General features: G+C 51.9%; 22 protein-coding genes. 15 read left to right on the top strand and 7 right to left on the bottom strand.

The window, feature by feature from the left end; genetic code table 11:
- The first annotated feature begins 51 nt into the window (after positions 1-51).
- The 3 genes from yidD to HU175_RS11715 all read left to right on the top strand — a co-directional run bounded on the left by yidD (position 52) and on the right by HU175_RS11715 (position 1,197).
- The gene (gene yidD, locus HU175_RS11725) at positions 52-261 is read left to right on the top strand and encodes a membrane protein insertion efficiency factor YidD (protein WP_176569198.1); all 210 of its coding nucleotides are present in this window, start codon (positions 52-54) and stop codon (positions 259-261) included.
- Positions 262-308: 47 nt separating this feature from the next.
- Positions 309-686: a co-chaperone GroES family protein gene (locus HU175_RS11720; RefSeq protein ID WP_176566778.1), complete on the top strand. Its 378-nt coding sequence runs from the start codon at positions 309-311 to the stop codon at positions 684-686.
- 130 nt (positions 687-816) lie between these two features.
- The gene (locus HU175_RS11715; RefSeq protein ID WP_228724402.1) at positions 817-1,197 is read left to right on the top strand and encodes a DUF4174 domain-containing protein; all 381 of its coding nucleotides are present in this window, start codon (positions 817-819) and stop codon (positions 1,195-1,197) included.
- Between the two features lie 60 nt (positions 1,198-1,257).
- On the opposite strand, the gene HU175_RS11710 is transcribed toward HU175_RS11715, so the two are convergent.
- A complete protein-coding gene (locus HU175_RS11710) occupies positions 1,258-2,127 on the bottom strand; it encodes a hypothetical protein (protein WP_176566776.1) in 870 nt (289 codons plus the stop codon).
- Between the two features lie 225 nt (positions 2,128-2,352).
- Positions 2,353-2,877 (bottom strand): DUF2911 domain-containing protein, encoded by a 525-nt coding sequence (locus tag HU175_RS11705; protein ID WP_176566775.1) that lies wholly within the window; start codon positions 2,875-2,877, stop codon positions 2,353-2,355.
- Positions 2,878-3,104: 227 nt separating this feature from the next.
- Here HU175_RS11705 and HU175_RS11700 point away from each other — a divergent pair, with 227 nt between their 5' ends.
- The 7 genes from HU175_RS11700 to HU175_RS11670 all read left to right on the top strand — a co-directional run bounded on the left by HU175_RS11700 (position 3,105) and on the right by HU175_RS11670 (position 10,028).
- Positions 3,105-4,091, top strand: coding sequence for a YheT family hydrolase (locus HU175_RS11700; RefSeq protein WP_176566774.1), 987 nt, complete (start codon positions 3,105-3,107; stop codon positions 4,089-4,091).
- Positions 4,092-4,099: 8 nt separating this feature from the next.
- On the top strand, positions 4,100-4,387 hold the full coding sequence (locus HU175_RS11695) for a nucleotidyltransferase family protein (RefSeq protein ID WP_176566773.1): 288 nt from the start codon (positions 4,100-4,102) through the stop codon (positions 4,385-4,387).
- Positions 4,388-4,415: 28 nt separating this feature from the next.
- On the top strand, positions 4,416-4,751 hold the full coding sequence (locus tag HU175_RS11690; protein ID WP_176566772.1) for a DUF86 domain-containing protein: 336 nt from the start codon (positions 4,416-4,418) through the stop codon (positions 4,749-4,751).
- Between the two features lie 4 nt (positions 4,752-4,755).
- The gene (serA, locus tag HU175_RS11685) at positions 4,756-6,660 is read left to right on the top strand and encodes a phosphoglycerate dehydrogenase (protein WP_176566771.1); all 1,905 of its coding nucleotides are present in this window, start codon (positions 4,756-4,758) and stop codon (positions 6,658-6,660) included.
- A gap of 101 nt (positions 6,661-6,761) precedes the next feature.
- The gene (locus HU175_RS11680; protein ID WP_176566770.1) at positions 6,762-7,838 is read left to right on the top strand and encodes an aminotransferase class V-fold PLP-dependent enzyme; all 1,077 of its coding nucleotides are present in this window, start codon (positions 6,762-6,764) and stop codon (positions 7,836-7,838) included.
- Between the two features lie 166 nt (positions 7,839-8,004).
- The gene (locus HU175_RS11675) at positions 8,005-8,697 is read left to right on the top strand and encodes a hypothetical protein (RefSeq protein ID WP_176566769.1); all 693 of its coding nucleotides are present in this window, start codon (positions 8,005-8,007) and stop codon (positions 8,695-8,697) included.
- A 209-nt stretch (positions 8,698-8,906) separates the two neighbouring features.
- The gene (locus HU175_RS11670; protein WP_176566768.1) at positions 8,907-10,028 is read left to right on the top strand and encodes a spore photoproduct lyase family protein; all 1,122 of its coding nucleotides are present in this window, start codon (positions 8,907-8,909) and stop codon (positions 10,026-10,028) included.
- Between the two features lie 65 nt (positions 10,029-10,093).
- Here the strand turns inward: HU175_RS11670 and HU175_RS11665 are convergent, their stop codons facing one another.
- Positions 10,094-12,019, bottom strand: a complete 1,926-nt coding sequence (locus HU175_RS11665; protein ID WP_228724401.1) for a M13 family metallopeptidase — start codon at positions 12,017-12,019, stop codon at positions 10,094-10,096.
- Between the two features lie 228 nt (positions 12,020-12,247).
- Here HU175_RS11665 and HU175_RS11660 point away from each other — a divergent pair, with 228 nt between their 5' ends.
- Positions 12,248-12,703 carry a DUF4920 domain-containing protein gene (locus HU175_RS11660; RefSeq protein ID WP_176566766.1) on the top strand — a complete coding sequence of 152 codons (456 nt, stop codon included), beginning with the start codon at positions 12,248-12,250 and terminating at the stop codon, positions 12,701-12,703.
- A gap of 92 nt (positions 12,704-12,795) precedes the next feature.
- Positions 12,796-14,073: a metal-dependent hydrolase family protein gene (locus HU175_RS11655; protein ID WP_176566765.1), complete on the top strand. Its 1,278-nt coding sequence runs from the start codon at positions 12,796-12,798 to the stop codon at positions 14,071-14,073.
- A 38-nt stretch (positions 14,074-14,111) separates the two neighbouring features.
- On the opposite strand, the gene HU175_RS11650 is transcribed toward HU175_RS11655, so the two are convergent.
- From HU175_RS11650 to uxuA, 4 genes are all read right to left on the bottom strand, one after another.
- A complete protein-coding gene (locus HU175_RS11650; RefSeq protein WP_176566764.1) occupies positions 14,112-14,981 on the bottom strand; it encodes an alpha/beta fold hydrolase in 870 nt (289 codons plus the stop codon).
- Positions 14,982-14,986: 5 nt separating this feature from the next.
- Entirely contained in the window at positions 14,987-16,420 is a 1,434-nt protein-coding gene (gene uxaC, locus HU175_RS11645) for a glucuronate isomerase (protein ID WP_176566763.1), read from the bottom strand.
- Between the two features lie 44 nt (positions 16,421-16,464).
- Positions 16,465-17,094: a hypothetical protein gene (locus HU175_RS11640; RefSeq protein ID WP_176566762.1), complete on the bottom strand. Its 630-nt coding sequence runs from the start codon at positions 17,092-17,094 to the stop codon at positions 16,465-16,467.
- A gap of 68 nt (positions 17,095-17,162) precedes the next feature.
- Positions 17,163-18,365: a mannonate dehydratase gene (uxuA, locus tag HU175_RS11635; protein WP_176566761.1), complete on the bottom strand. Its 1,203-nt coding sequence runs from the start codon at positions 18,363-18,365 to the stop codon at positions 17,163-17,165.
- A gap of 117 nt (positions 18,366-18,482) precedes the next feature.
- Here uxuA and HU175_RS11630 point away from each other — a divergent pair, with 117 nt between their 5' ends.
- From HU175_RS11630 to HU175_RS11620, 3 genes are all read left to right on the top strand, one after another.
- A complete protein-coding gene (locus tag HU175_RS11630) occupies positions 18,483-19,844 on the top strand; it encodes an MFS transporter (protein ID WP_176566760.1) in 1,362 nt (453 codons plus the stop codon).
- A gap of 47 nt (positions 19,845-19,891) precedes the next feature.
- The gene (locus tag HU175_RS11625; protein WP_176566759.1) at positions 19,892-20,884 is read left to right on the top strand and encodes a sugar kinase; all 993 of its coding nucleotides are present in this window, start codon (positions 19,892-19,894) and stop codon (positions 20,882-20,884) included.
- 241 nt (positions 20,885-21,125) lie between these two features.
- The gene (locus HU175_RS11620; RefSeq protein ID WP_176566758.1) at positions 21,126-22,634 is read left to right on the top strand and encodes a tagaturonate reductase; all 1,509 of its coding nucleotides are present in this window, start codon (positions 21,126-21,128) and stop codon (positions 22,632-22,634) included.
- Positions 22,635-22,639 lie beyond the last annotated feature (5 nt).

Raw genomic sequence — 22,639 nt, 5'->3', positions numbered from 1 at the left:
AGATACAGATTGCGGGAAAGTTTTCTGATGTTTTGGTGTTGTGCTTCCATGATGAAAAAGATCCTGATCGGTCTGGTCAACGTGTACCAGGGGGCAGTGTCGCCGTACCTGCCCAACGCCTGTCGCTACACCCCCACCTGTTCACAGTATGCCGTCGAAGCGATTCAGAAACACGGAGCGCTGAAAGGCGGCTGGCTGGCACTGAAACGAATTGGCCGCTGTCATCCCTGGGGCGGTCATGGATACGATCCTGTTCCCTGACGTTGTCCATTTTTTAACCAACTCTCGATAGTATATCCCATTTTGCTATGCTTGGCATTACAGCTGACAATAAATTAAAACGACTCATCGTCGTCGGCGACCGCGTCCTGATCAAACCCAAAGATCCCACCGACCGGACGGCGAGTGGCCTTTATCTGCCGCCCACCGTTCAGGAAAAAGAACAGGTGCAGTCGGGCTATGTTGTTAAGGTAGGTCCCGGCTACCCAATTCCGGCCCCGGTCGACGATGAACCCTGGAAAGAAACCGAAGAAAAGGTGAAGTACATGCCCTTACAGGCGCAGGAGGGTGACATAGCACTGTACCTCCAGCGGAGTGCTATCGATCTGCAATACGAAGGAGAGCAATACGTCATCGTACCCCAGGCATCTATCCTGATGCTCGAACGATCGGAGGATTTGCTGTGAACCGTTTTCCGGGCTCTTGGTTATCTACGTAGTTGTCACGCGGCCGTCACAAGCGGTCTTTTCTCAAAACACTATGCAGCACCGTTGGTTAATATCGCTGACAGTCCTCCTTATCGGACTTACTCTAGTTATGGAAAGCGTAGCGAATCAACAGAAATCGTTGAAAGCCTTACTCGACGAAAAAAAAGACAACCGGCGCGTATTACTTCTGTATGGTCGCGACGATGCACAGCACTACCTGATCGAACAGCAGGAAGCGCTCACTGAATACCGTAAGGAAATGAACGAACGCGATCTTGATGTGATCGTGCTGGTAGCCTCGGAAGTAACCGAACCAGATCGGCAGTTTCTGATGAGTCAGTTCAAGCTGGTTCCCTCAGACGATTTTGCTGGCTGGCTGATCGGGAAAGATGGCGGGGTAAAAGAAACTTACAAGAAGCCCGCTGATCCGAAAGACATTTTCGGGCTGATCGACAAGATGCCCATGCGAAAGCAGGAAGCAAAATCCTAAGACAACGAAACGGGAGCCGCTGGCTCCCGTTTTTTATTAGTTATGATTTACAACGTCCCGTTAGCGAATTCGGCTGGGCGCATTTCCTTTCACCTCAAGCACATTGGTTGTTCGGGTGCGACGGAGTGCGTAGGTATAGCGTATCGAAACACCGTAGCTCATGCCCGTACCAGCGCCGTGCAGCGTAGTCTGCTGAACCATTCCCCGGCTTGATGCGTAGCGTACATCCGTCGTCAGCGCGTTACCCAGTCCCCAGAGCCGGCGGACAGAAAAGCCGATATCAACTGCGTTGCTCAGTCTTACGTTGTACTCAGCCCCTAATTCGGCCAGGGCTGTTATCTGCGGAGATTCGTTCGTCAGGCTGCGAAGCGTATCGGGCACTTCCATTTTACCCCAGTATCCGTAGCGCACCAGCGTAAACCGGGCTTCCTGTTGTCCATTTGTCGGTACTAGATGCATACCAGCACTAAGCCAGAAGCCAGACCGCAGCCAACGCCCACTCGTCGATGCTATCAATCGTTTCCCCCTGAACATGAACGCGTTGCCCACGTTGGTGTACCGAAATGACGTAGGACGGTAGGCATTTCCTACAGTTACCTGCGTATGAATCGGCATCCGGGCGTAGCCGCCTTCAATGGCCCAGCGCTCCCGGTAAGACCAGCCGATCATAGCGCCCCAGCCTGCTTTCGTGACCAGCCCACTTTCCACTAAACCATTCAGGGAGTTTTCCAGGCGGGCCCGGTCGGTACGGACAAACCCGTCGACAGCAAAATACCAGCGGTCTCGGATGGTTGGCCCCCCGTAGCGAGCCAGGAGCCTGCCAGACGTATTATTACGTTCCGGCAGTCGGTAATAATCCATCATATCCTGCCCCACAGTGGGCAGGGTGACGATTAAGAGCAGAAAGAACAAAACGTAATTTTTCATCATGCAGTATTCAGAATAAATCTACCTGCAATAACTACATAAATTATTGTTTGTTAGTTATTTACCCCCCTAAATTTCATCCTTTACTACAGAGAATCCTAGTTATCGGCCTGCTACCGGGCTACGAAAACATCTTTTTCGGATTTTTACCTATGCCTATACCGCTTTAAACCGAAACAGCCGGCTTTGCAAAGCCGGCTGTTTCGGGAATTCAATCTAATTCAATGATCAGCCATGTTTCATCACAGGGACCGATACGGTCATATTATCCCAGGCAATCGCAATGCTGTTGTTGGCGGGGGTGATCGTTAGCTTCTCAATGGGCGTTTTGTTCGCCGAGACGGGCACTTTCACCGAAGCAATGTCGGCTCCTTTGATTTTGTCGTAGTTAAAGGCGCCCCACTCGCCGAGTGTGCTATTCAAGATAACGCTCCATTCTTTTTCGCCGGGGATGGTATACAGCGTGTAGGTTCCGGCCTTTACCATCTTTCCGCCGAACATAACGTCATTCCGAAACGTGATCTCAGTCGCTTCGTTGGCTCCTGTACGCCAAACCCGACCGTACTTTTCCAGGCTGGCAGAACCTTCGGGTCCGAAAACGACCCGACCTTTTTTGGCGGGCTGCCCGTACACAACCTTGATATTTTTATCCGGACTTTCGGCTGTCACTTTGGGGCTCATGGGTTGTTTTCTCGTTTGTGCAACGGAAACAAAGCTCACCAGCAGAGCAACAAGAACAAGTAAGTTTTTCATTGTGAGATTCAATTTAGTTGACGTACAACTTATATACGCTGTCTAATAAACGATAGTTTTCAAAGAAAAGATCAAACCCAACTAACAATCATCACAAGATGGGCTGTAGCCAGTGGTTATTCCGCCGATAAAGTGTAGCGCGATGATTTTTAGTGTTTTTGTGATTCGCTACACCTAAAAGCGCCCGGAAATTGTACCTTTGCCCCTTCGATCACCCGCGTCTGGTAATGCCGCTGATTGCCCCATCCAGTTACCGCCCCCCCACTCGTCTGTGGAACGGCCATTTGCAAACCATCATTCCTTCGCTGTTTCGCAAGGTCGCGGTCAGCTACGTGCGCGAACGGATTGATACGCCAGATGATGATTTCCTGGATCTCGACTGGGCCTGCCCAGCCAATCAACAGCCACTTACCAACTCCCCCCTCGTCATTTTGTCGCACGGTCTGGAGGGTAATTCTACCAGTCAGTATCTGGCTGGTATGGTACGGCATCTCACCCAGCACGGGTTTACGTGTCTGGCCTGGCATTACCGATCCTGCAGTGGCGAATTAAATCGCCAGCAACGTTTTTACCACATCGGCGAAACGGGCGATCTGGACCTGGTTATCCAGCACGTTCTTGCTAGAGGATATCAGAAACTGTATTTGATGGGATTCAGCGCGGGGGGCAACGTAACGCTTAAATACCTGGGCGAGCAGAGCACCAGCCTCAACCCCGCCATAAAAGGAGCGGTTGTTTTTTCGGTGCCGCTCGACTTGCTCGGTTCAGCCGGGCGACTGGAGAAGTGGGATAGTCTGATTTATAACCATCGCTTTAGCCGGGCGCTGAAACGGAAGGTACTCCAGAAGGCCGAACGAATGCCGGGGGCTTTTCCCGACCTGGCCGTCAGACAGGCACGTAGCATTCGGGAGTTCGACGATTTATTCACAGCTCCGCAGTTCGGCTTTCGCGACGTAACAGACTATTACGCGAAAAGTAGTTCGCTGCAATTTCTGCGAACGATTGCTATTCCTACGCTCGTTGTCAACGCGAAGAATGACCCCTTCCTGTCGCCGGAATGTTTTCCGGAGTCGCTGGGCAGGGAACTGGCTACTGTCTGGATGGAGTTTCCTGAACAGGGTGGTCACTGCGGTTTCCCGACGCTGACAAATGGCCTGAGCGGTACATTCTGGTCGGAGCAACGGGCGCTGACGTTTTTACAAACCGGAAACTGAGAATAATCATGGAGGGACAATCAATTACTCAATTGCTTCGGTCGAACAAAGACCATCTCTTTTCGGCCTATCCATTGTCGTCAATGGCGCTTTTCGGTTCATACGCAGATGGCACGGCAACGGAAACCAGCGATGTTGACATTCTGGTTGAGTTTAGCCGTCCGGTTGGATTTGAGTTTATTGATCTGTCCATTGAGTTAGAGAGTTTACTAAAAAAGCCAGTTGATCTGGTAACCAGACAAGCCATTAAACCGAGGCTATTACCTTACGTTACTCGTCAACTACAATATGTCTGAGCGATCAACGTCAATTTTGTTACTCGACATGCTGGAAGCTATTAATGCTATTCAGCAATATGTGACAGACGTAGATTATCAGACATTTTTAACCAATGGAATGATCCGCGATGCCGTTGTTCGTAATGTTCAGGTACTGGGCGAGGCAGCGAACCGAGTCCCAAAAGTATTTCGGGAGCAGCATTCAACGATCGAATGGAAACGTATTATTCGTACCCGCCACATACTTGTTCACGACTATTTTGGTCTGGACTACGAGATTATCTGGCGAATTATTACACTTCATCTTCCTCAGCTTCGGCAATCGCTTGACATTATTTTAGACAATGAGCCTCCAGGCGGGGCAGATCTTGAACCAGTGTAAATTTATGCTCACCAAAACACCCGAACAGACGTATTTCGTCATTGATTTCGACAGTACGTTTACCAAAGTTGAAGCCCTCGATGTGCTGGGAGAAATCTCTCTCGCGGGCAGTCCGGACCGGAACAACGCGCTGATCCAGATCAAGACCATTACCGACCGGGGCATGTCCGGGGAACTGTCGTTTACCGAATCACTTGAATTACGGCTGGGTATTCTGAAAGCTCACCGCGATCAACTGCCTGCGCTGATTGAAACGCTGATGGGTCAGATCTCGGATTCGTTCCAACGCAACAAGCCGTTTCTGACCGAAAACGCCGACCATATTTATATCATCTCCAACGGCTTTAAGGACTTTATCGTCCCCATCGTTACATCGCTGGGAATCAAAGCAGAAAACGTTTTCGCCAACGATTTCATCTTCGACGAAAGTGGGTACGTAGTTGGCTTCAACCGGGAGAATCCCTTGTCGGCAAACGGTGGCAAATCACAGGTGATTCGGAATCTGAACCTCGATGGCGAAGTGTACGTACTGGGCGACGGGTATACCGACTACGAGATCCGGGCTGCTGGTCTGGCCAGCAGGTTTTATGCGTTTACAGAGAACGTATTACGGCCTAACGTGGTCGAGAAAGCGGATTTTGTTGCCCCTTCGCTCGACGAATTTCTGTACCACAATAACCTAAGCCGCAGTCAGTCTTACCCAAAAAGCCGGATCAAGGTGCTGCTCCTGGAAAATGTTCACCCGGTAGCGGTGCAGCTGTTCGAACAGGAAGGCTTCAACGTCGAAATCCGCAAAGGAGCGCTGGACGAGGACGAACTGATCGAAGCTATCCGCGATGTATCAATTCTCGGTATCCGGTCGAAGACGAACGTAACGGCCAGGGTACTGGAGCACGCCAATAAGCTGATGTCTATCGGTGCATTCTGCATTGGTACCAACCAGATCGACTTGAATGCCTGCACCGAAAAAGGCATTGCCGTTTTCAACGCGCCTTACAGCAATACTCGTTCGGTTGTCGAACTGGCTATTGGTGAGATTATCATGCTCGTTCGGGGTATTGTTCCGAAAAGTAACGCCATGCACCGGGGCGACTGGGACAAGTCGGCCAAGAACAGCTACGAGGTACGCGGCAAAAAGCTTGGCTTGGTGGGTTACGGTAATATCGGTACGCAGTTGTCGGTTGTGGCCGAAGCGCTGGGTATGGAAGTGTATTTCTACGATATTGTCGACAAGCTCGCTCTCGGCAACGCCCGCAAGTGCAAGACGCTCGACGAACTGCTGACGGTTTCTGACTTCATCAGCCTGCACACCGACGGTCGGGCTGAAAACAAGAATTTGATCAGCTACCGGGAGTTTGGCCTGATGAAAAACGGGGTTATTTTCCTGAATCTGTCGCGCGGCCATATCGTCGATATTCCAGCGCTGGTCGATGCCATTGAGCGCGGTAAAGTAATCGGCGCGGGTGTCGACGTATTCCCTCAGGAGCCGAAAACCAATAACGAGGAGTTTACCAACGCCCTGCGTGATCTGCCAAACGTTATTCTGACGCCCCACATCGGCGGCAGCACCGAAGAAGCGCAGGCTAACATTGGTAACTTCGTACCGGGAAAACTGCTCGAATACATCAATAACGGTAGTACGTACGGCAGCGTCAACTTCCCCGAGCTTCAGTTACCGCTTCTGAAAGACTCACACCGGTTGTTGCATATTCACGCCAACGTACCGGGTATTCTGGCTAAAATGAACCAGATTTTTGCCAATTACCACATCAATATTCACGGTCAGTATCTCAAAACCAACGAGAAAATCGGATACGTGATCACCGACGTAGCGAAAGAGTACGCCGACGAAGTGGTTCAGGAATTGAAAGAACTCGACAACACGATTAAGTTTAGACTGCTTTATTAATATTGAATGAGTGATTGAGCGAATGAGTGAATAGCTGGCGCAAGCATTTTCATTCACTCATTCGCTCATTCACTCATTCACTCATTCACTCATTCGAGAAAATGAAAAATCTCTATTTCACCCCTGGGCCGGCGGAACTGTATCCAACGTTTTATCAGCATCTGCAAACGGCGATGGATGAACAGCTGGGTTCGATTTCGCACCGTAGCCAGCGATTCCGGGATATTTACAAGTTTACGGACGAACAGCTGCGGATTTTGCTGAATATCCCGCAAACCCATGGCATCTTCTTTACGGGTTCGGCCTCGGAAGTGTGGGAGCGGATGCTGTTCAACTGTGTTGAGCACGAAAGTTTTCACCTCGTCAATGGCTCGTTCTCCCGTAAGTTCTACGACTACGCCAACAGTCTTCACAAATTTGCTCATATCCTGGAAAAGCCTTTTGGCGAAGGATTCGATTCTGCTGATGTTGAGATTCCAGAATATGCCGAAGTTGTTTGCCTGACGCATAACGAAACCTCGTCGGGGGTGCAGATGCGAACAACGGATATGCACAAGCTGAAGCGGAAATACCCGAAAAAACTGTTCTGTGTGGACACGGTCTCGTCGGCTCCTTATCCCGACCTGGATTTCGGCCTGATTGATTCTGCCTTTTTCTCGGTTCAGAAAGCGTTTGGTATGCCCGCCGGGCTGGGTGTCTGGATTGCGGGCAAGAGCTGTCTGGAAAAAGCCGAACGGCTGCAGCGTTATGAGTCGATGACCATTGGTGCTCACCACACGTTGCCGACGCTCTGGAAGCACTATAAAACTTACGAAACACCCGCAACGCCCAACGTTCTGTACATCTACATACTGGGTAAGATCGCCGAGGACTTCAACAAAATCGGCATTGACACCATCCGGAAACAGACCGAGGAAAAAGCAAAAATGCTTTATAAGTTTCTGGATGATTCGGGGGATTACTCGCCCTTCGTCAAGGAAGAACGGCACCGCTCACAAACGGTTGTAGTAGCAGATACCAAAAGCTCGTCGGCAGATGTTATTGCAGCCGTCAAGAAGGCAGGCCTGATCATAGGCAGCGGTTATGGCAGCCTGAAAGAGTCGCAGATTCGGATCGCCAATTTCCCGGCCGTTACTGTTGAGCAGGTCGCGACCCTTATTCAGGAGTTAAAAAAGTAGTTTTCGTTTTTGTCTCTTTCCGGGCCGCATGACTATTTCAACAGATCTGGCGGTCCTTTTTTTGTATTCTTTTCAGAGACCCCAACGTATCTTAAAAACCTTATGAAACGTTTGTTGTTAATAGTTTAGTGTATACAGGAAGCACTAAACTATTAACTCAGCGACGATGAAAAATTTACTTGCTACGATGGGGTTTCTGACATGTCTGTCAGTAGCCAGCTTTGCCCAGGATGATGCCGACTCAACCAGACGGCGCTCCTCCCGTGACGAAAACACCCGCCAGGAAGTGCGCGAAAAAGCGGTTCAGGTTGAGGAAAAACTAAATACCGAGATTCAGAAATCCCGCACCTACATGCAGGAAAACCAACTGAGCTGGTTTCAACCCAATAACCTTTTCGTTGGGGGCGGTATTGGTCTGGGTGCCACCAGCGGGAAGGTGTATACTGACATTAATTTACGCGCTGGCTATTTCTTCCAGCCGGGTTTCGCAGCCGGACTTCGGTATGATTTTGATCGTCTGGTTGGTAACTCGTATCGGGCCCAGCAAGGTGGTATTTTTGCCCGCTACTACCCGTTTCGGACACGGGTCAGCAGTTTTGTAGGAGCTAGTATCAACAGCGGCCGAGAGTATTCCAGAACTATTTCTGCTGATACGAAGGCTCGTTACACGAGTGTTGGTCTTGAACTTGGTCTTATGTTCTGGATTCTGCATCGGTTGGGTGCAGAAGTGAGCTACGAAGGCAATTTTTACAATAAATTCGATCCAGCGTTGGGTCGCGGTAAAGGCGACCGGTTAAAATTTGGCGTTAACTATTACTTCGGACGTGTTGGCAAACGCGGTGTGCAACTTGCCAAGTAGGCTCGCCTGAACTCTTTTTCCAGCCGGTTATTCGCCAAGAATAATCGGCTTTTTCATTACCTACTATTTTCAAAATCAAGTTAAATTAAAACAACAAATTGTTGAATTTCAATTAGTTAACAGAAGAAATAATTCACCTATCAAGGACCCATACAGACGAGAAATGTGTTATTAATACGTAGTCGTTTCTCCTAGTTTTCACGCTCGTTATGATAGCCGATTCAACCGCTCCGATTGCTCAGCCCCTCGTTAAATCACCTCGTCTCTGGATGCCGAAGCGTGTCGTCTTTACGCCTGACGCGCTGAACGAGCCTTTTGGTCAGGCCATTTACGAACGTATCTCCGCGCTGAATCTGCCGATCGAAGTGGCTAAAGGGAATCGGATTACGGGGTTACGTGGAGCCGACGAGCGCGAAACGTATCGTATTGCTAAAAACACGCTGGCCATCGTCAATGCACCACCCAGTGCATTTCGCCTGCAACCCATCCCCCCCTCGGCCGACTGGCAGATGAATCTGGCGGAAGGCTGCCCGGCTCACTGTCAGTATTGTTATCTGGCAGGCAGTCTAGCTGGCCCACCCGTTGTACGGGCTTATGCTAATCTGCCCAATATGTTGGCACACACGGCCACATACGAAGGCACTTACCCGCCCAACAAGAGCTGGCAGGGCACCGAAGCTGGTCGCCCGACGACATTTGAGGTAAGCTGTTACACCGACGTGTTGGGCATCGAGCACCTGACGGGCAGTCTTGCTGAGTGTATTCGTTATTACGGTTCGCGTGAGATGGGGCAACTCCGTTTCGTGACGAAATACGATCACGTCGACAGTCTGCTGAACCTTTCCCATAATGGCCAGACACGCGCCCGTTTCAGTCTCAATGCCGACCAGATTGCCCGGCGGCTGGAAGGGGGGACGGCTTCAGTTGAGGCCCGGTTGCAGGCTATGCGTAAACTGGCGCTGCCGAAGGAGTTAGGCGGAGGTGGTTACCCCATCGGCCTGGTGATTGCCCCCATTATGCCTATTCCCGACTGGCGTGAGCATTACACAGCGCTACTCGACCGTATTGCCAACGTACTCGATTTTGGTCCGATAGACATGAACGTTGAATTTATCAGTCATCGCTTTACGCCCGGCTCCAAAGATATTCTTCTGCAGTGGTATCCTAACACGTCGCTGGAGATGGACGAGGCAAATCGAGCGGAGAAACGGAATAAGTTTGGCGGCACCAAGTACGTCTACCGCCCTGAAGAGATGAAGGAAATGAAAGCCTTCTTTTACGCGGAGTGGGCTAGGCGGTTTCCGAATGCGCCGATTCTGTACTGGACGTAGGGTATACCCTCACCCCAACCCCTCTCCCGTTTTGGGAGAGGGGTTGGGGTGAGGGCAATCGATCTTCACCAAACCACCACCCGCTCCCCGTCCGCCTTATACAATCGCTCCCCTCGCTTCACCCCGAAGGCCTGATAAAACGGCGAGAAATTTGTCAACGTACCATTAACGCGGAACCTGACGGGGGCATGAGGATTCGTAACCAGACTCAGCCGCTCGGCTTCGGCACTGAACTTGAACCGCCAGATTTGCGCAAACCCTAGAAAGAAGCGCTGATCGGGCGAAAAGCCGTTGATCTTCGTGTTCCCCCGCCCCTGTTTTGTTTCTTTAAACGCCTGGTAAGCCAGCGTAACGCCACCCAGATCGGCCAGATTTTCGCTTAGCGTGAGTCGACCATCGACGTACTGACCAGCGATAGTGTATTTAGAAAACTGGTTCACCAGCGCGTCCGTCTTTTTGGTAAATAAAGCAGCGTCTGACTTCGTCCACCAGTCACGAAGTTGGCCGAGTTGATCATACTGCCGGCCCTGATTGTCGAAGAGGTGCGTCATTTCGTGACCGATGACCATACCAATCGCTCCATAATTTATAGCGTCGTCGGCATCCTTGTCGAAGAAGGGAAACTGGAGAATCCCGGCGGGAAATACGATTTCATTATCCGCCGGATTTGCGTATGCATTCACCGTTATGGGTGTCATCAGCCAGTCTTCCGGGTCAACAGGCCGGTCAACTTTCGCCAGTTTTTTAGCTGTCTGGTAAATACCAAGTCGCTGGGCGTTCCCAAAGAAATCGCCTTGCTTAATTACGACGTTTCCGTAGTCATCCCAATGAGTGGGGTAACCAATTCGTTTGACCAGGTTTTCCAGTTTAATCAATGCCACGCGCTTCGTTTTCGGCGTCATCCAGTCGAGCTGTTCAATTCGTTCGCGGTACACACGTTGTAGATTGTCGACCAGAGCTGCCAGGCGCGTTTTGGCCGCTGGCGGGAAGTAACGTGCGACCCAGCGCCTGCCCAGTACATCCCCCATGTGTTGATCAATCACCACAGCAACTCGTTTCCAGCGTACTGTCTGCTGTTTCTGCCCGTACAGCATCTTATCTCTGAACGCGAATCTGGCCGACTGGAAAGGTTGGCTCAGCAGATTTGCCTTATCGTCGAGGAGCGTAAATGTCAGGTAATCTTTCAGATCGTCGACCGATACCAGTGGCAGTAGCTCATTCAGCGTTTTATAGTAAGCGGGCTGAGCCATGAGCACCGTATCAACTCGATTCAATCCCAGGTTATCCAGCAATTCCCGCCAGGCCAGATTTGGCATCTGCTGGCTCAGATCAGCAACGGCCAGCCTGTGGTAGTTTGCCACCGGATCTCCTAATTCGGCGGGTGGTTTGTGGGAACCAGCCAGCTTCATCTCAAACGCCAGTATCGCGTCGGCTTTCGTTTGCGCCGATCGTGCATCGACGCCCGTCAGTCGAAAGAGGGTAGCAACGTAGTGAACAAAAGCCTTCCGGACGGCTCTCGTCGCGGAATCCTGACGGGTATAATAGCTTCGCTCTGGTAACGATAGGCCAGCCTGCACGAAGTTGATTCGATTGATTGTGTTCTGTCGGTCGTCAGCCGCCACGCGAAAACCAAGCAGTTTCCCTCCAGGATCAACGTCAGTCGTTGTCAGGTAAGTCAGTACGCTTTTATAATCCGTCAGCGCCCGGATGGCGATTAATTCTCCTTCGAGCGGGGTGTACCCCAATGCGTTGATGCGATTTGTGTCCAGTCCACTCAGGTAAAAATCGCCCAGTTTCTGCGCTGAACTACCCGGCTTCGGATCAGCCTTTGCCGCTTCGTCGAGAATAGTTTTTGTCCGCTGCAGATTCTCCTCGTAAAGCGTATTGAACGAGCCCCAGCCGACCTGATCATCCGGAATTTTTGTCGCTTTTAGCCAGTTGCCGTTGGCATAAGCGAAAAAATCGTCGCCGGGAGCGATCGTCGTGTCCATACCCGATCGGTCAAAAAACTCAGTCCGGGTAGGTTCTTCTGCTTTGTGACGACAGGAAAAAGGCAGCAGTAACAAGGCACCAGTCACTAAAAACAGGTTCACTAGGCCTCTCGTAATGTCCTGAAATGCATACATTTGTTTTATTCTTTCCGTAGAATTGCTGTCTATGGAAGACAATGAAAAGCTAAGTCGAACGTACTGATCATAACCTTGTTCATATTTATTCCGATGAAAAAATTAGTTGCATTAGCCATTGCATTCTGTCTTTCGTATGGAGCCTTCGCCCAGACTGACGCTTCATTTCACGGCAAAAAAATCGACGAGAAAGGTGCGATTCCAGCCACCGAACTAGCCACGAAGATGGGTAACAAAACAACTATGCCCGTCAAAGTTGAAGGTACGGTTGAATCCGTCTGCAAAATGAAAGGTTGCTGGATGAAAGTCAACACGGGCGACGGACAAACGATGCGTGTTATGTTCAAAGACTACGCCTTCTTCGTTCCAAAAGACATCGAAGGAAAAACCGTTGTCGTTGAAGGCGTTGCTGAAACAACCACGACCTCTGTTGCTAAACTGCGTCACTACGCTGAGGATGGCGGGAAGTCTAAAGAAGAAATCGAGAAAATCACCGAACCCGAAAAAGCGATTACGTTCATGGCCGACGGGGTGATCGTAAAGAAATAACCAGGCAGAATTACCTAAAAAGCGCTTACTGGTGTATTTTGAGGCCGCAACAAGATGTTGCGGCCTTTTTGTACCTAACCAACTCAGTATTCGTGAAAAAAATTTACCTGCTGGCGGGGCTCGCCTTGCTTACCTGTCCCCTTTTTGCGCAACGCACACTTCTTCACTGCGGTAACCTGTTTACGGGAACCGGCAACGATGTCCAGCCCCAGATGACCGTTGTGGTTGAAGGCAACAAGATTACCGGCATTCAGAAAGGCTACACGGCGGCATCGGGTCAGGATCGGGTCGTTGACCTGAAAAACAAAACCGTACTGCCCGGTCTGATCGACATGCACGTTCACCTCGAAACCGAAACCCGGCGTGGTGGCCTGATTGATCGCTTTACCCTGAATACGCCCGACGTAGCGTTTCAGGCCGCAAAAAACGCCAAAACAACGCTGTTGGCAGGTTTTACAACAGTCCGGGATCTGGGTGGCAGCGGGGTTAACGTAGCACTACGTAACGCGGTTAATCGTGGGCTGGTCGATGGACCGCGTATCCTGACAGTCGGCAAATCGATAGCGACGACAGGCGGTCATGCCGATCCTACGAACGGTTACCGGAAAGACCTGATGGGCGATCCGGGCCCGGAAGAAGGCGTTATCAACGGCCCCGATGATGCCCGGAAAGCCGTTCGGCAGCGCTACAAAGACGGGGCCGACCTGATTAAGATCACCGCAACGGGCGGAGTATTGAGTAACGCCAAGGACGGATCGGGCCCGCAGTTTACGGAGGAGGAAGCCAAAGCCATTGTCGATGCGGCCAATGACTACGGCTTTGCGGTAGCGGCCCACGCCCACGGCGCTGAAGGTATGAAACGGGCCATTCGCGCGGGTGTGCAAACCATTGAACACGGTACGTACATGGACGACGAAACCATTTCGCTGTTCAAAAAGCACGGCACGTATTACGTTCCAACGATCATTGCTGGTAAGACCGTTGCCGACTCTGCAAAAATGTTTGGCTATTACACGGCGCTGGTGACCCCCAAAGCGCTGGCAGTCGGCCCCAAGATTCAGGCGACATTTGGTAAGGCTTACAAGGCTGGTGTTAACATCGCTTTTGGCACCGACGCCGGCGTGTTTGTGCACGGCTACAACGCCAAGGAGTTCGAATACATGGTCGAAGCAGGTATGCCGCCCGTCGAAGCGATAAAAGCCGCTATGCTTACCAACGCTAAACTGCTGAAAATGGATACGCAGATCGGCTCGATCGAAACCGGCAAATTCGCCGACATGATTGCCGTCGACGAAAACCCCATCAAAAACATCAAAACCCTGCAAACGGTACGGTTCGTGATGAAAGATGGGAAGGTGTATAAGGAATAAAAAGAGTAGAGGAGAAAGGAACAAGGAAAATTAATGCGTCAGCAACTACTCGTTCCTTTCTCCTCTCCTCCTTCCTCCTTTATTAGTTCTCCTACCCGCTCCGGCTGTTCGTGCTGCACCCAGTGGGTTGTGGGTAGGAAGACGACGCGGCCGTCGTCGCACAGGTCAATGCTGGCCTGCGCCATGTCGCGTTTCAGGAATTGATCCATAACCCCCCAAATCAATAGTGTCGGGACGGTTACCCGAATGGACGACCGTCGAGATGTAGGGTCCCGTATGGCAGCCCGGTACCAATTGATCATGCTGCGAACAGCTCCCGGCTGATTCCAGGCTGTCTGATAGTGTTCCAGATCAGCGTCGGAGAATGTACCGGGTTCGCTACTGCTGCGTAACACTCGTGCCAGTAATCTGCCTTTTTGCCAGCTCAATAGTTTTTCGGGCAACCACGGCACCTGAAAAAAGCCAATATACCAGCTACGTCGTAGCTGACCCGGATCGCGCCGGGCAAAGCGCTGCATGACAACGGGATGCGGTACGTTCAGCGCAACCAGCCGGTCGACCCGTTCGGGATACGAGACCGCTGTCCACCAGGCAACGGCGGCTCCCCAATCGTGTCCAACAACAACAGCTTTCTGCCGATCAGCCGCGTCGATCAAGCCAATGACGTCGCTAACCAACGTATCAAGCGCGTAATCGGCTACGTTACGTGGTTTATCGCTCAGGTTGTAGCCCCGCTGATCGGGTGCCCAGACCCAGAAACCCGCTTCGGCGAGCGTATCAATCTGAGCTTTCCAGCCGTACCAGAACTCCGGGAAACCATGCAGTAAAACAACAAGCGGACCCGTTTCCGGACCCGCCTGAACGACATGCAGTCGCACGCCATTTGTTTCAACAAACGTATGTGTCATGGCCACTATTGGTCGAAGCCGAAATAGCGCTCGGCGTTACGGTAGCAGATGTCCTGAATGATCTGCCCTACCCAATCCACGTCATTCGGCAGTTCGCCATTTTCAATATCGTTTCCGAACAGATTGCAGAGAATCCGCCGGAAATACTCGTGGCGGCTGTACGATACGAAACTCCGGGAGTCGGTCAGCATACCGACAAATGTACTGATCAGGCCCATGTTCGATAGCGCATTGATCTGCTTCTCCATGCCGTCTTTCTGATCCAGGAACCACCAACCTGAACCGAACTGAATTTTTCCCCGAACCGACCCGTCGTTGAAGTTACCGATCATCGTCGCGATCACTTCATTATCGGCTGGATTCAGGTTATATAAGATCGTTTTGGTCAGTTTGTTCTGATCGTCCAGCCCACCCAGAAAACGCGACAGCGCCACCGCCTGCGGGAAATCACCAATGCTGTCCCAGCCGGTATCGGCTCCCAGCTCGCGTAGCCGACGTCGATTGTTGTTACGTAACGCCCCCAGGTGAAACTGCTGCGTCCAGCCTTTTTCGTGGTCCCACTCGGCAAACTGCTGGAGCATGAACGATTTGAATTTACGCTCGTCCAGTGGGCTGATCACGTCGAGTCCCTGCTGCCAGTTGGGAAGTAGATTATTAAAGATAATCTTGATCTCGTTTTCCTGGTACGGTTCGGCGTACAGCGTTTCCAGGCCATGATCCGACAGGCGGCAACCCATTTCGGCAAAGTAGTCGTGCCGGGATTTGAGCGCCGTCAGGAAACCGTCCAGCGTCCGGATGTCATGATTGGTCACCTCGCCCAGCTTCTGAACGTACGCCCGGAACGCTACCGGGTCTTCAACCGCCATCGCTTTGTCGGGGCGGAACGTGGGTAAAATCCGGACGCCAAACGGCTGACTGGCAATGGTCCGGTGATGTTCCAACGAGTCGGTTGGGTCGTCCGTTGTACAGACGACCCGCACATCGAAATGTTTCAGCAGACGCTGGGCCGTAAACTGAGGCAGTTGTTCGTTACAGCTATCGTAAATCGATCGGGCCGTTTCGGGGTTCAGCACATCATTTACGCCAAAGGGGTTACGTAGTTCCAGATGCGTCCAGTGATACAGCGGATTACGTAGCGTATACGGCACCGTTTCGGCCCATTTCTCAAACTTCTGCCAGTCCGATGCGCTACCAGTGCAATACTGCTCATCGACTCCGTTCGTGCGCATGGCCCGCCACTTATAATGGTCGCCGTACAACCAGAGCTGCGTCATATTTTCAAACTGCTTGTTAGCGGCAATCTGATCGGGCGGCAGGTGGCAGTGGTAATCCATGATGGGCATCGATCGGGCGTAGTCGTGGTAGAGTCGCCGGGCGGTTTCCGTCTGGAGCAGAAAATCTTCCGAAAGGAAAGCGGGAGCCGTAGTGAGATTGTTCATACCCTATAAAGCAGAAAACGGGAAACTTCTTCCCGTTTTCTGCTTTATTTTTTCGTGGGTACCAGTTCATCCGGCACAAATCGGCAACCGTTCAGTACTTCAACCGGCTGGTCCCAGTCGCGAATCAGCCAGTCTTTTCCCAGTTCGGCTATCCAGACTTTCCGGGATCGGGTGAACAGCCAGATCACTTTTTCAACCCCAAATTCGAGTAGGCTGGTTGTCTTTTTCTCATAGTATTCGAACGAACTGTCAAAACTATTAAGGTCAACTTTTGTGTCGATCTCAATAGCAATTTTAGGCGCTACCCAAGCGTATTTTGTTTCATCCTGCCCGGCCAGATCAGCTACGTTGAAAATAGCAATATCACAGGCCCGCCAATCGCCTTTTTTGAACTGAACGCCAATTTCGTTTCCAAGAACATCGTATTGCTCCAGATCAAGTACAGATAATAAATAAGCGGCAATTCGTACAGCCATACGGCTTTGCAAAATACTCGAACTCATGACCTGTTCAATTGTCTTTTGTCCTTTTAGTACGTCTTGGTAGCCGGCGTAATACAGGGGTTTTCCATCCCACATTTCGTAAACCATCGACTTAAGCAGGCGGCTACGTTCAGCCCGACGCTGCTGCTGCTCAGGGGTTATCGTACGTTTGGGTTTCTGTACTGTTTCCATAGCCATGATGATTACGTATTTGCAAGATACTACCTTTAAAACTTAAACCCGCTAGCTACTAAACCAGGCTATCGGCTTTGGCTTAGTCCCAGCATCAAGCCGCGCAGTTCGGCCAGACCACGTAACCGGCCGATCGCGGTATAGCCCGGATTGGTTCGCTTGCCGGAGGTCAGGTCATCGAGCATCCGGTGGCCGTGGTCGGGCCGGAACGGCATGCGCAGGTCTGGGCGGCCTTCTTCCTGCCGGCGTTTCTGTTCGGCGAGCAGCGCCTGCATTACGCCAGCCATGTCGACATCACCCTCTAGGTGGTTCGCTTCCTGAAAGCTACCATCCAGGGCGGTCTCGCCAGCAGGTGTCCGCTCCGTACTGCGCAGGTGAACGAAATGGATTTTCGGTCCCAGCCGCTGCGCCATTCCCACCAGGTCGTTATCCGGACGAACGCCGTACGAACCCGTACAGAAACACAAGCCATTGGCGGGCGATTCGGCAGCGGCCAGTAACGCTCGTGCATCGGCTTCGGTACTCACCACACGGGGTAACCCCAGAATCGGGTACGGCGGATCATCCGGGTGAATGGCCAGACGGACACCAACCGACTCAGCAACGGGTACAATCTCCCGCAGAAAAACGTATAGATTCTGCCGCAGTTCCTGATCGCCAACCGACTGATACGCCGTCAGGGCCTCTCGAAACCGCTCGACCGTGTAGCTTTCTTCCGAACCGGGCAAACCGGCAATGATCGTCCGGGTTAGCCGATTGACCTGGGTATCGTCCATGCTATTCAGGAGCTGACGCGCCCACTGCTGTTCTTCGGCGGAGTACAGTTGCCGGGCACCAGGTCGTTGCAGGATGTAGAGTTCAAAAGCCGCAAACTCAGTCGCATCGAAACGGAGACCGGTCGAACCGTCGGGCATGACATAGTCGAGGTCCGTGCGGGTCCAGTCGAGCACCGGCATAAAATTGTAACAGACCGTATCGATACCAGCCTGTGCCAGATTAACAATCGATTCTTTGTAGTTCTCGACGTACGTAGCAAAATTACCCGAGCGGGTTTTGATTTCTTCGTGTACCGGAATACTTTCGACCACCGACCAAGTTAGGCCAGCCTGCTCGATGGTGGTTTTCCGGCTTATGATTTCATCGACCGACCAGACCGCACCGTTGGGAATATGGTGCAGGGCGGAGACGATGCCGGTAGCACCCGCCTGCCGCACATCGTTGAGCGATACCGGGTCATTCGGCCCAAACCATCGCCAGGTTTGTTCAAGCATAATACGTAAATTAGTCAGATGTAGTCCGGACAAACGTACGGCATTCTTCCGTATCGACACGTTGCCGCAATAGTAGATAAGCAACAAACTTTACTTTTCTCCTCAAACCCTGCCGTTTTGCAAACGATTACTACAACTGGCCGCTTTCGCTGGCGCATTATTGCGCTGCTTTTTCTGGCAACCACCGTTAACTACGTCGACCGTCAGATACTTTCCTTTACCATGACCGATGAGGTCTTTCGAAAGGACATGCTGGAACTGGCACCCGATGCGGTACTCACTCGTGAAGCCACCGATCGATTTAAGGTTCTCTACGGCGACGTAGATGCTGCGTTTAAATTTGCGTACGCCATTGGCTTTCTACTAGTGGGTTGGGCCATCGACCGGATTGGCACCCGACGGGGGTTTGCGCTGGGGATCGGTATCTGGAGCGTTGCGGCTGTGCTAACCAGCTTTGTGTCAAGCATCGGTGGTCTGCGCTGGATGCGCGCGATGCTCGGCTTTGGCGAAGCAGCCAATTTCCCCGCGGCCATCAAGACCGTAGCCGAATGGTTTCCCAAACACGAACGATCATTTGCCAACGGACTTTTTAATGCCGGTACCAACGTTGGCATTATTCTGACCGCCCTGGCTGCTCCCTACCTGATCTTACAATTCGGCTGGCGTAGTTCGTTTCTGATCACGGGTCTGCTTTCCGTACTCCTGCTGTTCTTCTGGTGGATGACCTACAGCAAACCCGAACGCAGTCCCAAACTGTCGGCGGATGAACTGGCGTATATTCGTAGCGATACCGAAAAAGTACCTTCGCGACCTGTTTCCTGGGGGCAGTTGCTGGGTTATAAACAGACCTGGGCCTTTGCTGTCGGTAAGTTTCTGGCCGACCCGATCTGGTGGTTTTACATGACCTGGCTACCCGATTTTTTCAGTTCCAATGACGCGTTTGACAGAAAGCTCGACCTCAAAAGCTTCGGTGTCCCCTTCCTGATTCTATACGTTGTTTCCGACGCAGGTAGTGTTTTCTTCGGCTGGCTCAGCACGCAACTGATGAGCCGCGGCTGGTCGGCGAACCAAGCCCGAAAAACGACCATGTTTATCTGCGCGCTCTGCGTTGTTCCTATTTTCTTTGCCGCTAAAACCAGCAGTCTAACCCTTTCGATTGCCCTGATCTCGCTGGCAGCGGCTGCTCACCAGGGCTGGGCGGCCAATATGTACACGTTTGCCTCAGATCTATTTCCCAAGAACGTAGTAGCCTCCGTTACCGGTATTGGCGGTATGTTTGGTGCCATCGGCGGTATTTTGCTGGCGCTGCTCTCCGGCCGGATCATCACGGTCTTTGGTTACCAGCCCATGTTCCTTATTGCCAGTTGCTCGTATCTGCTGGCGCTGGCGCTCATCCACCTTATCCTGCCCCGGTTACAACCCGTGAAAGCCGAAGAGTTGGAAAAGAGTGCCCAATGGAGCATGGCTCATGAGCGCTAAATGCCTATCATTGCATTTTCTCTCGGGCCCAACCCTCTTATCGCGCTATGAAAGTTGTCACCTTCGGTGAAGTCATGCTCCGGCTAAGTCCGCCGGGTGTTGGAAGAATCTTGCAAACAGATGTATTAACCATGCACTTCGGCGGTACGGAAGCCAACGTTGCCGTGTCGCTGGCGCAGCTTGGTGCCGATACGGCGCACGTAACGCGCTTTCCGGATCATACCCTGGGGCAGGCGGCTTCGGGCTATCTTCGTAAGTTTGGTGTCAGCACAGACCATATTCAATACGGCGATGGACGCATGGGTCTGTATTTTCTGGAAATGGGAGCCGGGAGCCGGGCCAGCCAGATCGTGTATGACCGGGTTGACTCAGCCTTTGCCCGGATTCAATCGAACGAGATTAACTGGGAAACGGTACTGACGGGAGCCGACTGGTTCCACTGGACCGGTATTACGCCCGCGCTCTCCCAGGGCGCAGCCGATTGCCTCCTGGCGGGAATTCAGACTGCCAACCGTTTGGGCGTGCCGGTCTCGGGTGATATCGTCTACCGCAGTAACCTCTGGCAGTATGGTCGGACTCCGCAGGAAATCATGCCTGCCCTGACCGAAGGTTGTACGCTGGTGCTGGGCGGCAAAGCCTTGTTTAACGAGATTTATGGTCTTTCGACCGATTCCTTTCAGGAGGCAGGTCTGGCCATGATGGACCGCTTCCCGATGATCAAATACATCACCGATACCAAGCGGGTTTCGGTCAGTGCCTCTCACAATCAACTTTCGGCCAAGCTGTTCGACGGAGAAACCATTCACCGGTCCCGGCAGTACGACATCCAGCCCATTGTGGACCGGATCGGCACGGGCGACGCTTACATGGCGGGGCTTATTTACGGTCTGCTGACGTTCACGAACCTGCAACAGGCTGTCGAGTTCGGGGTAGCCGCTTCGGCATTGAAACATACCATCCCCGGTGATGTTAATCTGGCTACCGTAGCCGAGATTACAACGCTGGCCGCTGGCGACAGCTCAGGAAAATTGAAGCGGTAATAGACTGGCGAAAACCGGGCCGGGTGATTCTACTGGTAATTTAACAGCTGTCAACCTTCCGGTAAATAAGTAATAATTAACGTCAACTGGTCAAAATTTAATCAATCCATAAAATTGCAGTGACATATCAGACAGTCCTTTGTAATATTGTCGAATTGTGATTGCCCTGTTTTTTGCCCATTTTCTTAGTTGATTATCGACTGGCTGCCGTCGCCCGCAGTTCGTCAGCGTTTTTACCCATATGTCTCAATTAAACCGCTCCCTTTACCCAGCTCCTGCGCTTCCAGAACGTGTTCTCCAGTTTGGTACCGGTGTCTTATTACGGGGCTTGCCTGACTTCCTCATCCAGCAGGCCAATGATGCCGATCGTTTCCGGGGGTCCATCGTTGTTGTTAAATCGACCGATAGCCAGACGGATGAATTTGCGCAGCAGGACAACCTGTACACGGTTGCTGTACGGGGCGTTCAGCAGGGAAAGGACGTAGCGGAAACTAAGGTTGTATCGGCCATTAGCCGGGTACTGGCCGCTCAGACACAATGGGACGAAGTGTTGCTGATTGCCCGGAACCCGAATCTTCAGATCATTATTTCGAACACGACCGAGGTTGGTCTGAATTATACCGAAGAGAATATTTTTCAGCGGCCTCCGCAGTCGTTTCCGGCTAAACTGACGGCGTTTCTGTACGAACGTTTCCGGAGTGTGGGCGGCTCGAGAGCCAAAGGGCTGGTTGTTATTCCAACCGAACTGGTCACCGATAATGGTCTGAAATTACGGCTGGCCGTCGAACAGCTCGCGCAGTACAACGAGCTGGGCAAGCTGTTCACGAAATGGCTCAAATTTCACGTTCGATTCTGTAACTCGCTGGTTGATCGTATTGTAACCCGCCCTACCGAAGACGCCAAACAAGCCCTGCAGGCAGAACTGGGTTACGAAGATGACCTGCTGACCTTCACCGAGCCCTACCATCTGTGGGCTATCGAAGGCGACGACCGGGTGCGTCAAACGCTCTCGTTCGCCGACGCGTCAACACCTCAGATTATCATCGATGAAGACATCAATTTTTACCGGGAGCGAAAGCTGCGTGTGCTGAATGGTACGCATACCCTGGCTACTCCGCTGGGCTACTTGCTGGGTCTAGAAACGGTGGCCGACGAGATGTCGCACCCTACCATGAGCCAGTTCATCGAGCGGATGATGCTGAATGAAATCGTACCTACTGTACCGAATTACGGCATACCGGGTATGGATGAGCGGGCCGTTATCCAGTTCGCAAACGACGTACTGGACCGCTTCCGGAACCCTTACCTCGACCACCTGCTGCTGAACATTTCGCTGCAGCAAACCACCAAAATGCAGGCACGTAACGTTGCTACCCTGCAACGCTATTACCAGCAATTTAACGCCGTTCCCAAACACATGGCGCTGGGCTTCGCGGCTTATCTGTTATTCATGAAAGCCGTTCGCGAAGAAGAGGGTCAATTCCTCGGCGAAATTTCGGTGGGCGGTGGCATACTGACCTACCCCATTCGCGACGATAAGGCAGGCTATTTCTACGGCGACTGGAAAACGATCCTGGAGGATGACGCTAAATCGGAACAGACGTTCGTGACCAGCGTTTTATCCGACAGCGCAATCTGGCAGGACGATCTGACCGCACTACCTGGTTTTGCCGATGCCGTAACAACCTACCTGCACGCGCTCATGACCGATGGTCCAGAACAAACGTTACGTCAGTTTATCGGAGCCTGAGCACA

Source organism: Spirosoma sp. KUDC1026, assembly GCF_013375035.1.
In the GTDB taxonomy this organism is placed as follows: Bacteria; Bacteroidota; Bacteroidia; order Cytophagales; family Spirosomataceae; genus Spirosoma.
This window is presented reverse-complemented; position numbering and strand designations above follow the sequence as displayed.